Genomic DNA, 14,227 nt, shown 5'->3' on the forward strand with positions numbered 1-14,227 from the left:
AATAGAATAACATTTCAGGGAAACATTGAGAATCAGGCCTATTCAAATATCATTATTTATACTATTCGTATTAGGAGCATTATTTGGGCTCATGTTTTTAAGTCAAAAAGGAGGCGTTCAAAAAGCTCAAACACAAGATGATGGGTTCTCGTATGAAGGGATTTCGGTTAAATACCCCACGCATACTACGTTTTTGGGATTAGAAAAAGATTCATCACTTACAAGAGAAGATATTCTTGAAGTTACTCAGATTGTAACTCCACTGGATATCGAGACCGATGAAAGTAAAAAAGATATTGCCTTAACAGAGGAAATTAAAAAGCTTCCTGACTTCTCAAAAATTGATACAACTCGCATTGTTAGGATCAAATACCCAGAGAGTAATCCCGGTTTTGCAGATGAGTTGAGAGAAAAGCTATCTTCCAGATCGTGTAGAATTATACATTATGGTGATTCTCAGATCGAAGGAGATCGTATTACAGGATATCTTCGTAACAGGCTTCAGGGGATGTATGGTGGTAGTGGCCCCGGGTTTCTTCCTGTGTTACCTGTGTATAACCAAATAAGTGCTATTATAGAACCAAGCGAAAATTGGCAACGTCATGCGCTTTTTGATCCAACCCAAAAAAAGTTTTCACATCGAAAATATGGAGCATATCTTTCTGCTTCTCGTTTTACAGCATATCAAAAAGAGCTTCCGGATAGCACTATGGTTGATTCTTTACCAATCATCAAAGCTTCTGTAAAAATAGGGAAGTCTAAGAAAGCATATGCAAAATTCAGGTATTTTACCAATATAGGTTTGCATTATGGTAATTGTAACTTTCCGATCAAAGTATCGGTATATAATGGTGGAGTTTTAATTCAGCAAGATGATTTGATTGCAGATGGTAAATACCATCAATATAAAATAAGAACAGCAACTACACCTACAGATCTTAAAATTGAACTGGAAGGTAAGGTGAGCGCCGATTTTTATGGATTAACATTAGATGGGGGAGCTAAAGTGCAAATCGATAATGTAGCGATGCGTGGTGCTTCGGGAACTGTTTTTACAAGCTCTAATGCTACTGTCTATAGTCAGATGATGAGGCAACTAAGGCCCAAAATTGTCATTATGCAATATGGGGGTAATACGATGCCATATCTTAAAGATTCTACAGATGTAACCAAGTATACTAAACGAATTGTCAGGCAGATAGATTGGATTAGAAGACGAGCAAAAAATACCAACGTTTTATTTATAGGGCCTACAGATATGTGTCTTCCGGTAAACGGTAAAATGGAAACCTACCCATTATTGCCGTATCTTAATGCTGAATTAATGAAAACCTGTCTCGAAAATAATGTAGCCTATTGGAGTATGTATGATGCTATGGGTGGAAAAGGTGCGATGAAATTATGGGTAGACGAAAAACTAACCGCCAAAGACTATATGCATTTTACCTGGAAAGGAACCAAAATAATTTCAGAACTATTTTTTACAGCCCTATACCTTGACCTCAAAGAACCTAATAACCATGATGACACGTAACAAATTATTCATTTATATATGGCTTTTAACATTACCTTTGATGGCACAAACCTATGTTATAGATACCATACAAAATAAATATCCTTTTGTGAATTGGAAAGCCAATACCATAAAAATGGCAGAAAATTCACCAGCATTTAAAACACTTTTTCGCAAATTAGACACCATTGCAAAAGGGGGAAAAGAAAATTTGCACGTTTTTCATATCGGGGGATCTCATATACAAGCAGATATTTATTCGAATCGCTTACGATCATACCTACAGATGATGAGCCCTACTGCAAAAGGACAACGCGGATTTATTTATCCATTTAGTATTGCCAAGACCAATAATCCTGGTAATTATAGAGTAAAGTATGATGGCGAATGGAAAGGATATCGATGTTCGGTTCGAAAAGATAGCGTTGCCTGGGGATTATCGGGAGTAACAGCAGTTTTTAAAGACAGTATATCGAATGTGAAAATAATAGCGAATGGAAATAATTATCATGAAAAGATGTACGATTTTAACAAAATCAGGATTTTTTATGATAATTGGAGCGATGACTATGAAATATCTTTTAAGCAAGATTCGCTGGTATCAGCAATTAAAGAAAATAAGGAAGCTCACTTTATAGAATTTGCATTACATAAAAGTGTTGAAGAAATAGAGTTTTGTATTCGCAAAATTAAAGATGAAGAAAAAGCCGAGTTTTTGATGATGGGTATCGAATTGATGAACGATAATAATGGGATTCAGTATACTTCTATTGGGGTGAATGGAGGTAGTTTTTCATATTATAAAAGATGCCGCTTTTTTGATGATCAATTATTGCTATACAAACCAGATTTATTTATAGTATCTATTGGTACCAATGATGCATATCACCCCGATTTTAATCCAGATGAGTATAAAGCATACTATACAGATTTAATCAAATTAATACAAAAGGCTAATCCCGATTGTGCTGTATTGCTTACGGTACCTAATGATTCTTATTATAAAAAGAAATTTCCGAACCCTAGAACCAGAATTGCTCAAAAGATTATTTATGAAGTAGCAAAAGAGCAAAAAATGGCGGTTTGGGATTTTTATGAAATCATGGGAGGTTTTAATTCTTCAAAAGATTGGTATGCAAATAAACTAATGCCTAGAGATCGTATTCATTTTACGGTTATGGGATATCGTATAAAAGCAGATCTTTTGTTACAGGCACTGGCGCATTCATGGGAAAACGAATTGCAATTAGAACCAAACTCTATTTTGAATCAGGTAATTAATGAATAGACTTATTGACATATTTTCTTTTTCAGAAGATTTTCCGTTGATCTTTACACAGGCGAACTTCTGGATTTTCTTTGCAGTAATATATTTTATTTATGCTATAGTGTATAGCAAAAAAAGTTTACGAAGTGCTTATCTCTTTGCTATAAGTTTACTTTTTTATTATAAAACCAGCGGCCTTTTTATTGGGATTTTACTATTTAGTACGGTAAATGATTTCTTTTTGGGTAGAGCTATTTATAAAAGTAGATCGGTACTGGTTCAAAAAACATTGGTTGCTATAAGTGTGATTATTAACCTGGGAACACTCTGTTATTTTAAATATGCCTATTTCTTTACAGAATCATATAATTTCCTTTTTCAGACCGATTACGAAGTTATTAATTACCTCGCGCAATGGACTAATACCTGGAGCGGGGTAGATTACTTTACAGTAGATAAAATTATTCTTCCTGTTGGGATTTCTTTTTATACATTTCAAACGATTAGTTACAGTGTAGATATTTATAGAAAACAAATCAAACCATTAACATCTATTATTGATTTTGGATTTTTTGTTAGCTTTTTTCCGCAGTTGGTTGCTGGACCCATAGTAAGGGCTGCTGATTTTGTGCCTCAGATCAGAAAAGAAATTACCATTACCAAAAAAGATTTTGGCCAGGCAACTTTTATGATTCTAAAGGGCTTGATCAAAAAAATGTTGTTTGCCGATTATATTGCAGCTAATTTTATGGATCGGGTATTTGATGTCCCCGAGATGTTTTCTGGTTTTACCAATATCATGGCGATGTTTGGGTATTCGCTACAAATCTATGGTGATTTTTCTGGGTATACCGATATTGCTATTGGGTTAGCATTGCTTATGGGGTATAAACTACCAGTTAATTTTAATTCGCCGTATAAAGCGATTCACTGTGGCGATTTCTGGAGACGTTGGCATATTTCGCTATCCAGCTGGCTTAAAGATTATTTATATATACCTATTGGGGGTAATCGTAATGGCTCTATTTTTTCCTATACATTTATACTGATTTTTACATTTTTAGGAGTTTTTGCAATATCTGATTATTCGATAGCACTATTGGCCGCTTCGGGAATTGGTGCTATGCTTATTATTACATTGTTCTCTCCCAGATTGGCCTGGCATTTTAATAGAAATGTTAATATTATGATTACCATGTTGGTCGGTGGATTATGGCACGGCGCCTCATGGAAATTTGTAATCTGGGGCGGACTTAATGGTATCGGAATCGTAGCATACAAATATTGGCGTAAGATAAGCCCGTATGAAGAATCTAAAGCCTGGTATGTCTTGCTATGGCGAATTGCACTGACTTTTGTGTTTATTACGTTTACCCGTATCTATTTTAGAGGAAACAGTATGGATCACATTGATCGTTTTTATCAACAAATAGTCACTAATATGGATTGGCCGAATGCCCTGGCTGTACTATGGGAGTATCGTATGGTATTTATTGTTATGCTTTTGGGGTATATTACTCACTGGTTACCGTATCGTACCAAAGGTTGGATAGAAAACGCATTTATTAAAAGTAATATGCTTGTTAAAGCTGTCGTTGTGATAGCGGTAGCAATTGTCTGTTACCAAACCTATGCAGCCGATTTTCAACCTTTTATTTATTTCCAGTTTTAGACAGTAAAGCGTTAGAGTAGGGGAAGGATTTGAGTTGTTATTCCTATATTCTTCGAACCCTAATTATATAAGTACCCACCCCCACTTGTGTAAGTAGGTATTGGGCAATAATGTTAGTGGTTATTTATTTAATGGCTGATGTAAAGCAATTCTGTTTCCTTCACTATCTTCAAATTCTGCAACAAAACCCAGGTCTCCATTTGATGTTTTTGGATACAACATTTGTCCACCACTTTCAATTGCTATTTTTAAGGTCTTGTCTATGTTTTCTGTATTGAAGTAAATTACAACTCCGTTATGTGTTGGGTTGTAGATTTCTCCCTTTGCCAGTGCTCCCGAAATTCCGGTGTTTTCTTCTACAAAAGGAAACAAAGCCATTTCGTTATTATCAATAATTTCTCTTTCAAAAGTGAAGTTAAATACAGATTTGTAAAATTGAATAGCTCTATCAATATCTGTAACCGGAATTTCAAAATAAACAACTGGATTACATTTCTTTGTCATCTTATTATTTTATAATTGGTTAACGATATCTTTTGATGTATCAGAACAAGAAGTTATCGTTAGCACAAAAGTAATATATAGAATGTACTATTTGGTTCTTATCATTTATATATTCTTATCCTCCGCTTGTCTTGTCCTGCAATAAGGCTTTGTCATATCCAGCGATAAGGCCCCGCTGTACCTAACGAATACATGGAAGAAAAGCAATCGTAAAAAAACGATATTAATGTAAATGTTTATGTCGGTTTTTATCAGGATAGTCCTAACTCCCTATCTTTTGGGGTATATGGCCAGATCAATTTCTTCTTTTACTTTTTTAAATAATACTACTACCTTCGTAATTCGTAATTCGTAATTCGTAATTCATAACTCGTAATTCATAATTCGTAATTCATAATTCATAATTCATTTGTTTCTACATACCCACCCATATGAACCGTTTTTCCCTAAAGGAGCTACCAAACTAATTATAGGAACATTGCCGCCACCAAGGTTTACTACCAGAGAATTAAAAAAAGGAGATGTCGATTTCTGTTATGGTAGTATAAGTGGTTTGCTATGGCCTGTTTTGGATAACATATTTGATTTGGGTTTAAAATTTGAGACTACGCAACAAGCAATAGATCAAAGAAAAAACTTCTTAACCTCTAGAGGAATAGGAGTTTGTGATATAGTGCATAGTTGTGAGCGAGAAAAGATCGATGCATCAGACTTAGGAATGCAAAATAGTACGCTTAGGGATGTGATATCATATTTAAAACAATATCCACAAATAGATACATTGCTTTTTACAGGGGGCAATAGTAAAAATGGCCCCGAATATTTTTTTAGAAGACACCTAAAAGGATATGATCTCAAATTAGAATTGGTATCAAACGATATTCCAAGAATACATCGATTTAGTTTAGAAGATAGAATCATCAATACAGTATCTCTTACTGCACCATCGGGAGCCGCTAATCGATCTATAGGAAGTTTACAGGAATATAAGGCATTAAAAAAAGCAAACCCTAAATTCAATACTATTGATTTTAGGGTGATGCAATATCAAAAATATTTTTAATCCGGGTTTAGAGTTTATTCAGATTCTTCCTCGGTTTTCTTCTTTGTAGTTTTCTTTGCAGCTGGTTTGGCTTTTGGTTTTGATTCGGCTTTTGGGGGCGTCTCAGCTTTTGTTTTTGGCTCAGTTTTTGGCGTGGGTTCTGTTTTAGCTTCTGTTTTAGGTTTTGCTGCTGCTATAGCAGTTGATTTTTTGCGACGTCTTAATCTTCCATATGTCCCCATAATGATTTTACCACGACGTGTTTTTTTATCTCCTTTGCCCATACATTAGAATTTTAGATTAAAGAATTGATTAAGTGTGAATTACTAATGTAAGGATTTAGAAATAGAAATGAAAAAACCTGTTGTGCATTTAGATGTTTTTTTAACTATAATCCGTCAATTCGAGTGATTCGACTTTAGGAGAAGTGTATCGAGAATAGGATTTTAGCTTAAAAAAGCTATTCTCGATAGTTCTGCTGAGTCCTTCGATAAACTCTAGACAGGCCTTGTCGAAATGCTTTTCAAATGTCTTCGACAGGCTCAGACTGACATTATAAGCTTAACTAAACGATATTACCCAGATCATGCATTAGAAAATCTATTGCATCTTGAAACTACTTCGATAAAAAAAAACTATTTTCGAGCGAATCAAAAAAGTAAGGATGAGTTCATTTCGAAAAACAGTAAAACACCGGTATCGTATTTCGAAAAGAAAGTTTCTTCTTATTCTTTATGGTATACTCATTTTTATTCATTTCGTTCTTAGGGATACTATATACCCCATCAATATTATATATTATGCATTTCCTGTACTAGTTCTACTGATCGGAAATTTAGTGTTATGTGTATTGTTTTTTAAGGTGAAAAAAATATTGTATTTCTTAATCGGATGTTTTGTGTGTGTATCGTTGTATTGGTATACGGGCTACTATAGGATGCAATCCCCACCAGAACTTTCTGATAAAAGCAATAGCATATTGTTTTGGAATATCGCAAGAAAAGGAAAGCGATCGATGGATATTATTATCAAAAAAACAAAGGAACAAAGACCGTCTTTTATAGGATTGGTCGAAGCCGAAGAGTTGACCGATAAGGATATAATGCGATTTGAGGAGACATTTCCATCATACAGTATACAAAAACTGAAAGGAGGGATGGTGCTGGCAGTAAAAGGAGAGATCGATGATATCCGGTATTACTGCAAAGACGAGAGTTTTAAGTTTAATTATATAACCGTTACTCTTGCGAATCAAAAAACAGCAATACTGGTTGCAGATGTTAATGCCGTACCTTTTACCAATAGAAAATCGGCATTACATACGATCTATGAATTCACTATAAAAAATAACCCTTCTTTTATTATAGGAGACTTTAATACCCCTTATGAAAGTGTGCATTTTGGTGATTTTAAAAATAACCTGAATAGTTTTCATAAGATGTCGAAAGGGTTTACAGCAACCTGGCCTTATGGGATTCCTTTATTCGAAATAGATCAAATATGGAGTGCCAAAGCGATTAGACCGGTTTTGCTAAAAAAAGAACATTACAAAATATCAGATCATGCGCTCTTAATAGGGGTATATGAATGAACACAATGGGTGTGATAAATGTACCACCAGATTTAAAAAGAAGCTACTACTTTTTATATTGATAGTGACCAATAATCTTATAATCAAACAGACAATCTGCTACTACTTGTCCGCCACCAATGTTATGAACGATTAAATAGCGTTGTTGATCACCAGATTTTTTATTGACTACCATACCAATATGGGTTAGCCCTCCTCCCAGGCTCCAACATACAATATCACCTGGGATATAGTCTTTTGGGTCATTAGTTATCGGTTTTGTTTTCCCAAATCTTGAAAAAAACTTCATCAGGTTAGGAACTCTTCTGTGATCAATATTTTTATCGGTTTTAGACAATCCCCAATTTTTGGGATATAACCCAAAATTAGCACGCATATCTTCATGTACTTCTTTCTGTAAATCAATATCTAAAGCTCTGTAGGCTCTAATTACTACATCGGTACATACTCCTTTATCGCTGGGGACATCACCATTTGGATAGTCGATAGAGAAATAAGTAGGATCATATGTAACTTTGTTTTTGGTTAATGCTATGGCAGCATCAGATAATTGATCTTTAAAGTCGGTTTGCCCAAAATTAAATTGAACAAAAAGCACGAAAAGACATAAAGAAAGTATGCGATGTTTTGTAATCATAGATTGATTCTTACTATAGTATACAGGTTGTGCATTTTGAGCTAAAATAGTTTTCAAAATGTCAGTTCGAGTGATTTTTTGATAAAAAAATTGTATCGAGAACCCTTTAAAGTTTAGAATTCTTATTCTCGATATAAATTTTACTCATTTTAATCGTAAAATTCACTCGAATTGACAGAATTTTATCAAAATGCACAACTGGTTATTTTATAAATGTTAATACAAGGATAATGCCATGTATTAACATATTATGATATCTTTTTACTCTGAATTCGAAACGTTATCAGCAATGAGAAATATCGTTATATCTCAGTGATTGATCAAAAGATACAAAATCACCGAATACTTTTTACAAAGTTACCAATGTTATCTGTTCCATGTTGAGTTACATGTTTTATAAAAGCAGAACCAATGATAGCACCTTTGGTTGTTTTGGTTGCTTGCATAAATGTTTCATTGTTACTGATTCCGAAACCAACAATTTGCGGGTTTTTAAGATTCAAAGCTTCGATACGTTCAAAATACTGCTGTTGCGTATCACCAAATGTACTTTTGGCTCCAGTTGTACTGGCAGAACTCACCATATAGATAAACCCATTAGATACATCATCTATAAATCGAATACGCTCATCTGAAGTTTGCGGAGTAATTAAAAACACATTGATCAAGCCATATTTCTCGAAAGTTGCCTGGTAATGTTCGTGATATTCATTAACCGGTAGATCGGGAATAATCAATCCGTCGATACCAATTTCCTGGCACTTGGCACAAAAAGCTTCTATGCCGTACTGCATCATAGGGTTAAAATATCCCATAATGATTAGAGGAATGTTAACCGATTTACGAATGTCTTTTAATTGTTCAAATAGAAGTTGAGTGGTCATACCATTTTTAAGGGCTGCGGTCGAACTCTCTTGTATTGTTGGCCCGTCTGCCAAAGGATCACTAAAAGGTAATCCGATTTCGATCATATCTACTCCATGTTGTTCTAGATCTTGTATGATTTTTGTAGTATCGTGAAGTGATGGATATCCAGCTGTAAAATATATAGATAGTAATTTTTTATCTTGCTCCAACGCTGTGTTTATTCTGTTCATTTTTTAGTATTTAGTATTGAGTATTTAGTATTGAGAGGCTCATAATTAGTGCTCATTACAATGTACTTACTACTGAATTGTTATAATTTAAAATAGTCTATGTAGGTGTCAAGGTCTTTGTCACCACGACCAGAAAGGCTTATGACAACAACATCTTCGGGTCTAAATTTTTTATCATTAAAAATAGCCAGGGCATGTGAGGATTCTATTGCAGGGATAATTCCTTCTAATTGCGATAGTTCTAATCCGGCCGCCATGGCATCATCATCGGTTACAGAATAAAACTCTCCGCGTGCAGTTTTATATAGATGAGAATGTAATGGTCCAACACCTGGGTAATCCAATCCTGCAGAAATAGAATAAGGCTCTGTAATTTGTCCGTCCGGGGTTTGCATTAGCAAGGTTTTACACCCATGAATAATTCCTTCTTTTCCTAATTGCGAAGTAGCTGCGCTTTCACCACTATGTATTCCCTTTCCGGCAGCTTCTACTGCAATAATCCCAACACTGGGTTCTTCTAAAAAATGATAATATGTCCCCGCAGCATTACTACCACCACCAATACATGCTACTACATAGTCAGGATGTTCTCTTCCTTCTTTTTCTTTTAGTTGCCACTTAATTTCTTCTGAGATGATTGATTGAAATCGTGTTACCATATCTGGGTAAGGATGAGGTCCTATGGCAGAGCCAATAATATAATGTGTATCGACAGGGTTATTAATCCAATCTCGTATGGCTTCATTGGTAGCATCTTTAAGGGTTTTACTTCCCGACTTGGCAGGTCTTACTTCTGCACCAAGCATTTTCATTCGGGCTACATTGGGTGCTTGTCGTTTAATGTCAATTTCACCCATATAAACAATACATTTAACCCCCATAAGAGCACATACTGTTGCTGTAGCTACCCCGTGTTGTCCTGCTCCTGTTTCTGCAATGATTCTGTTTTTACCTAATCGTTTTGCTACAAGAATTTGCCCAATTGTATTATTTACTTTATGCGCACCGGTATGATTTAGGTCTTCGCGCTTAAGGTATACTTTGGTATTGTGTTTTTCTGAAAGGCGCTTGGCAAAATACAAAGGAGAAGGTCTCCCTACATAGTCTCTTAATAATTGATCAAACTCTTTTTTGAAAGAAGGTTCGTTCATAATATCGAGATAGGTAGTTCGTAATTCTTCGACATTAGGGTAAAGCATTTCGGGTATATATGCTCCTCCAAAATCTCCGTAATATCCTTTTTCGTTTACTTGATAATTCATTTTTTATTGTTTTTGGTTGTCATTGCGTTTATGCTGAAATGACAAGCTTTATAAATTTTTCGAGATTTTCTGTTTTTTTAACTCCGGGTTCACTTTCGAATTTGCTATTTACATCGATAGCGTGTAAATATTTAGATTCGGGACGCTTCTTAAAAGAGACAATAGCTTCGGTTTCATCAAGTCCGATACCACCACTTAAAATGAATGGAGTAGAAGAGGGGTAGCCTTTTAAGACACTCCAATCAAAAGTATATCCATTACCTCCTTTTTCTTTTCCTTTGGTATCAAAGAGAAAATAATCTACAATACCTTCGTAGGGTTGTAAACGGTTAAAATCAAATTGATCTTTGATCGAGAATACTTTCCAGAGCTTGATTTGGTTAGACCTCACAGGTCTCGAAGACCTGTGAGGTCTATTTAGACTATAATTTAACTCCTGGCAGAACAGAGGAGTTTCATTTCCGTGCAATTGAATAGCTTTAAAGTCATATTGCTTTACTTTTTCTACGATAAAATCTACAGAGGCGTCTACAAATACCCCTACTTTTTTTATTGCAGAAGGTAATTTTGGAATTTCTCCTTCAAAATTTCTGGGAGAGTTTTCATAGAAAATAAAGCCAAGGTAATCTGGTTTGAGAGCTGCAACGGCTTCTATGTTTTCCTGGTATTTCATTCCGCAAATTTTCAACTTCATCGTTTGTTGTTTTTTTAGCTTTTACTAAGTTAGACCTCACAGGTCTTTGTTTAGTTTTTGTATAAATTCTACTGCACTGGCTCCGGGGTTTTCGGTTTTCATAAAGTTTTCACCGATAAGAAAACCTTTGTATCCATATTGTTTTAGGTCTTTTATAGCCTCAATAGTACTAATACCACTTTCTGAAACTTTTACAAAATCATCGGGGATTTGAGTACTTAGGGTTTTACTAATATCTGTACTTACCTCGAATGTTTTTAGATTTCGATTGTTTACGCCCAGCATATCCAGAGATGGCATGATTGATTTTTGTAGTTCGTCCTGGTTATGAACTTCTAGTAACACATCGAGAGATAAGCTTTTGGCAAACTGGGATAAAGATTTGATCTCATCGCGCGATAAAACGGCTGCTATTAATAAGATTACATCGGCTCCATGAGCTTTGGCTTCTACTAATTGATATTCGTCGATGATAAATTCTTTGCGTAGCAAGGGCATTTGTACTGTGGCTCTGGCGAGTAAGAGATCTTCCAGCGATCCTCCGAAATACTTACCGTCGGATAGTACCGACATCCCACAAGCTCCTGCATTTTGATATCCATCGGCTACATCTTGTACACTTACTTTTTGATTGATTACAGATTTAGAGGGAGACCTGCGTTTATGTTCTGCTATGATACCGGTATCGCTATTCTGTAAAGCTTTGGCCAATGAATTTGTTTCGCGATCAAATAATACAGAATTCTCTAATTGTTTGATAGGAATGATGCTTTTTTTAAGGGCAACTTCTTTATGCTTATCGGCTATTATTTTGTCTAGGATATTCATCTATTGTTGATAGTGATTTGTTGATAGTTGTTTGTTGACGATGTTATTTTGTTGTTAGCGTTTTATAGTAATTAATAAACCCATTCAACAATTTTTTACAACTTATAATTTGTTCAATTAAATTTTTATGCTCTTTTACTTCTATATAATTTTGATCTAATGCTAAATATAACTGGGTTTCTAATTCATATAATGAACCTCTGGAAATATGGAAAAAATGTATGCTATCTGAAGAAGTTCTTCTACCACAACCTTCAGCTATATTTGAAGGAATAGAAATAGCAGATCTTCTCATTTGACTTGTCAATCCATATGTTTCGTCTTTGGGGAATTTTTTGGTTATATCATAAAGATTGTTAACCAATTTCCTTGTTTCTTTCCAAACTTTTAATTCTGTATACTCCATACGATCAATGATCAACGAATAACGATCAACTAATTTTTACTTAGTTCCTGAACTTTTTTCAATGCTACTAATCCTTTTCCAGAAAGTAGTGACTCTTTTGCTTTTTCGAATCCTTGTTTTGGTTCGAGACCTTCTACTGTGGCGATAGCCATTCCTGCATTGGCACAGACTACATTGTTTTGTGCTTCGGTACCATTACCACTTAGAATATTCATAAATATGCCAGCAGATGCTTCGATAGAATCTCCTCCGTAAATATCTTCTTGTTTCAATAGTGGTACTCCAAAATCTAAAGGAGAAAGCATTCCTTCGGTAGTATTAGAAATTGTTTTTGTGTTTCCGGTTAGCGAAATCTCATCATACCCATCCAGGGCATGGATAATAGTGAATTTTTTATCTGTATTTTGATACAAATACCCATACATCCTTGCTAACTCTAGGTTAAACACTCCTACGATTTGATTTTTTGGAAATGCTGGATTTACCATAGGTCCAAGCATATTGAAAAACGTTTTTACTCCTAATTCTCTACGTATCGGGGCGACATTTTTCATCGCAGGGTGAAATAATGGAGCATGTAATACACAAATCCCTGCTTCATCGATACTGCGTTTTAAAAAGTCTTTATCATTACTAAACTTAATTCCCAAATGTTCCATTACATTAGAGCTACCACAGGTTGAAGAAACTCCGTAATTACCGTGTTTAGTAACTTTAATTCCGGCTCCTGCCGAGACAAAAGAAGAAAGTGTTGATATGTTAAAGGTATCTTTACCGTCTCCTCCTGTGCCACAAAGGTCTACAGGGTTATACTCGCTAAGGTCTATTGCGATACAAAGCTCTAGTAAGGCATCTCTAAATCCTTCTAATTCTTCGATAGTAATGCTACGCATCATATATACGGTAAGAAATGAAGCAATCTGACTTTGATTGTATTCTCCTTTAGAGATGTTAACCAAAACCCTTTTGGCTTCTTCTTTAGAGATGGTTTCGTGATTGATTAATCGATTGAGTAAGTTTTTCATGATGTTGTTTTTAAGACCTTCATGGTTTTTGAAACCTTGAGGGTTGTGTCTATGCTTTAGTTATTAACCCAGTTTTCTAATATCTTTTTTCCATCGGGAGTTAATACAGATTCTGGATGAAATTGCACACCGCGAACATCTAGTTCTTTATGACGCAGCGACATGATTTGTCCGTTTTCATCATATGAAGTCACTTGCAGGCAATCGGGTAAATTTTTATCTGCTACTACCCAGGAGTGATATCTTCCTACATCAAAACTGGTGTCTAGTCCTTCGAAAAGAGATTCGTCTGTAACAGATAATGTTACATTGGTTGCCACACCATGATACACTTCATTAAGGTTGATAAGGCTACCCCCAAAAACTTCACCTATGGCTTGTTGTCCCAGGCATACTCCAAAAATACTTTTGGTTTCTGCATATTTGCGGATAATGTCTTTTAACAATCCTGCTTCGTCTGGGATTCCCGGACCGGGAGATAATAGGATTTTTTGAAATGCATCTACATCTTCTAATCGTAATTGGTCATTGCGTTTTACCACAACCTCACAACCAAGATCTTCTAGGTAATGAACCAGGTTGTATACGAATGAGTCATAATTGTCTATTACTAATATTTTTGTATTCATTGTTCTTTTTTTAATTTACATTTGGCTTCTAACATCTGACTTCTGACCTCTGATTTTATA

At 35.0% G+C, this 14,227-nt stretch carries 14 protein-coding genes and 1 pseudogene; 5 read left to right on the forward strand and 10 right to left on the reverse strand.

Annotated elements, in window-relative coordinates; all coding sequences use genetic code 11:
* The first annotated feature begins 25 nt into the window (after window positions 1–25).
* Genes ATO12_RS17400 through ATO12_RS17410 form a run of 3 tightly spaced genes read left to right on the forward strand, consistent with a single transcriptional unit; the run spans window position 26 to window position 4,452 of the window.
* On the forward strand, window positions 26–1,534 hold the full coding sequence (locus ATO12_RS17400; protein ID WP_131248853.1) for a GDSL-type esterase/lipase family protein: 1,509 nt from the start codon (window positions 26–28) through the stop codon (window positions 1,532–1,534).
* A gap of 40 nt (window positions 1,535–1,574) precedes the next feature.
* The gene (locus tag ATO12_RS17405) at window positions 1,575–2,801 is read left to right on the forward strand and encodes a GDSL-type esterase/lipase family protein (RefSeq protein ID WP_034244179.1); all 1,227 of its coding nucleotides are present in this window, start codon (window positions 1,575–1,577) and stop codon (window positions 2,799–2,801) included.
* Window positions 2,794–4,452 carry an MBOAT family O-acyltransferase gene (locus ATO12_RS17410; protein WP_034244181.1) on the forward strand — a complete coding sequence of 553 codons (1,659 nt, stop codon included), beginning with the start codon at window positions 2,794–2,796 and terminating at the stop codon, window positions 4,450–4,452. Before ATO12_RS17405 ends, ATO12_RS17410 begins: the two co-directional genes overlap by 8 nt.
* A gap of 120 nt (window positions 4,453–4,572) precedes the next feature.
* Here the strand turns inward: ATO12_RS17410 and ATO12_RS17415 are convergent, their stop codons facing one another.
* Complete coding sequence (locus tag ATO12_RS17415; RefSeq protein ID WP_034244183.1) at window positions 4,573–4,956, reverse strand: VOC family protein; 384 nt, start codon at window positions 4,954–4,956, stop codon at window positions 4,573–4,575.
* A gap of 409 nt (window positions 4,957–5,365) precedes the next feature.
* Here ATO12_RS17415 and ATO12_RS17420 point away from each other — a divergent pair, with 409 nt between their 5' ends.
* Complete coding sequence (locus ATO12_RS17420; protein WP_034244185.1) at window positions 5,366–6,019, forward strand: uracil-DNA glycosylase family protein; 654 nt, start codon at window positions 5,366–5,368, stop codon at window positions 6,017–6,019.
* A gap of 188 nt (window positions 6,020–6,207) precedes the next feature.
* On the opposite strand, the pseudogene ATO12_RS26500 reads toward ATO12_RS17420, so the two are convergent.
* Window positions 6,208–6,282: pseudogene (locus tag ATO12_RS26500) on the reverse strand (30S ribosomal protein THX); the annotation flags it as partial.
* Window positions 6,283–6,935: 653 nt separating this feature from the next.
* Between ATO12_RS26500 and ATO12_RS17430 the strand changes: the two are divergent.
* Entirely contained in the window at window positions 6,936–7,589 is a 654-nt protein-coding gene (locus ATO12_RS17430) for an endonuclease/exonuclease/phosphatase family protein (protein WP_034244190.1), read from the forward strand.
* Window positions 7,590–7,635: 46 nt separating this feature from the next.
* Here the strand turns inward: ATO12_RS17430 and ATO12_RS17435 are convergent, their stop codons facing one another.
* The 8 genes from ATO12_RS17435 to ATO12_RS17470 form a co-directional block, all read right to left on the reverse strand.
* Window positions 7,636–8,226 carry a DUF1287 domain-containing protein gene (locus ATO12_RS17435; protein WP_051575930.1) on the reverse strand — a complete coding sequence of 197 codons (591 nt, stop codon included), beginning with the start codon at window positions 8,224–8,226 and terminating at the stop codon, window positions 7,636–7,638.
* 335 nt (window positions 8,227–8,561) lie between these two features.
* Window positions 8,562–9,323, reverse strand: coding sequence for a tryptophan synthase subunit alpha (gene trpA / locus ATO12_RS17440; protein WP_034244193.1), 762 nt, complete (start codon window positions 9,321–9,323; stop codon window positions 8,562–8,564).
* An 80-nt stretch (window positions 9,324–9,403) separates the two neighbouring features.
* On the reverse strand, window positions 9,404–10,585 hold the full coding sequence (trpB, locus tag ATO12_RS17445) for a tryptophan synthase subunit beta (protein ID WP_034244196.1): 1,182 nt from the start codon (window positions 10,583–10,585) through the stop codon (window positions 9,404–9,406).
* A gap of 28 nt (window positions 10,586–10,613) precedes the next feature.
* Entirely contained in the window at window positions 10,614–11,279 is a 666-nt protein-coding gene (locus tag ATO12_RS17450) for a phosphoribosylanthranilate isomerase (protein WP_034244198.1), read from the reverse strand.
* Window positions 11,280–11,315: 36 nt separating this feature from the next.
* Window positions 11,316–12,107, reverse strand: coding sequence for an indole-3-glycerol phosphate synthase TrpC (gene trpC / locus ATO12_RS17455; protein ID WP_034244200.1), 792 nt, complete (start codon window positions 12,105–12,107; stop codon window positions 11,316–11,318).
* A 43-nt stretch (window positions 12,108–12,150) separates the two neighbouring features.
* Window positions 12,151–12,513 (reverse strand): four helix bundle protein, encoded by a 363-nt coding sequence (locus ATO12_RS17460; RefSeq protein WP_034244202.1) that lies wholly within the window; start codon window positions 12,511–12,513, stop codon window positions 12,151–12,153.
* A 29-nt stretch (window positions 12,514–12,542) separates the two neighbouring features.
* Window positions 12,543–13,538, reverse strand: coding sequence for an anthranilate phosphoribosyltransferase (gene trpD, locus ATO12_RS17465; RefSeq protein WP_034244203.1), 996 nt, complete (start codon window positions 13,536–13,538; stop codon window positions 12,543–12,545).
* Between the two features lie 56 nt (window positions 13,539–13,594).
* Window positions 13,595–14,167, reverse strand: a complete 573-nt coding sequence (locus tag ATO12_RS17470) for an anthranilate synthase component II (protein WP_034244206.1) — start codon at window positions 14,165–14,167, stop codon at window positions 13,595–13,597.
* Between the last annotated feature and the right edge of the window lie 60 nt (window positions 14,168–14,227).

The sequence above is a fragment of the Aquimarina atlantica genome (assembly GCF_000626715.1).
In the GTDB taxonomy this organism is placed as follows: domain Bacteria; phylum Bacteroidota; class Bacteroidia; order Flavobacteriales; family Flavobacteriaceae; genus Aquimarina; species Aquimarina atlantica.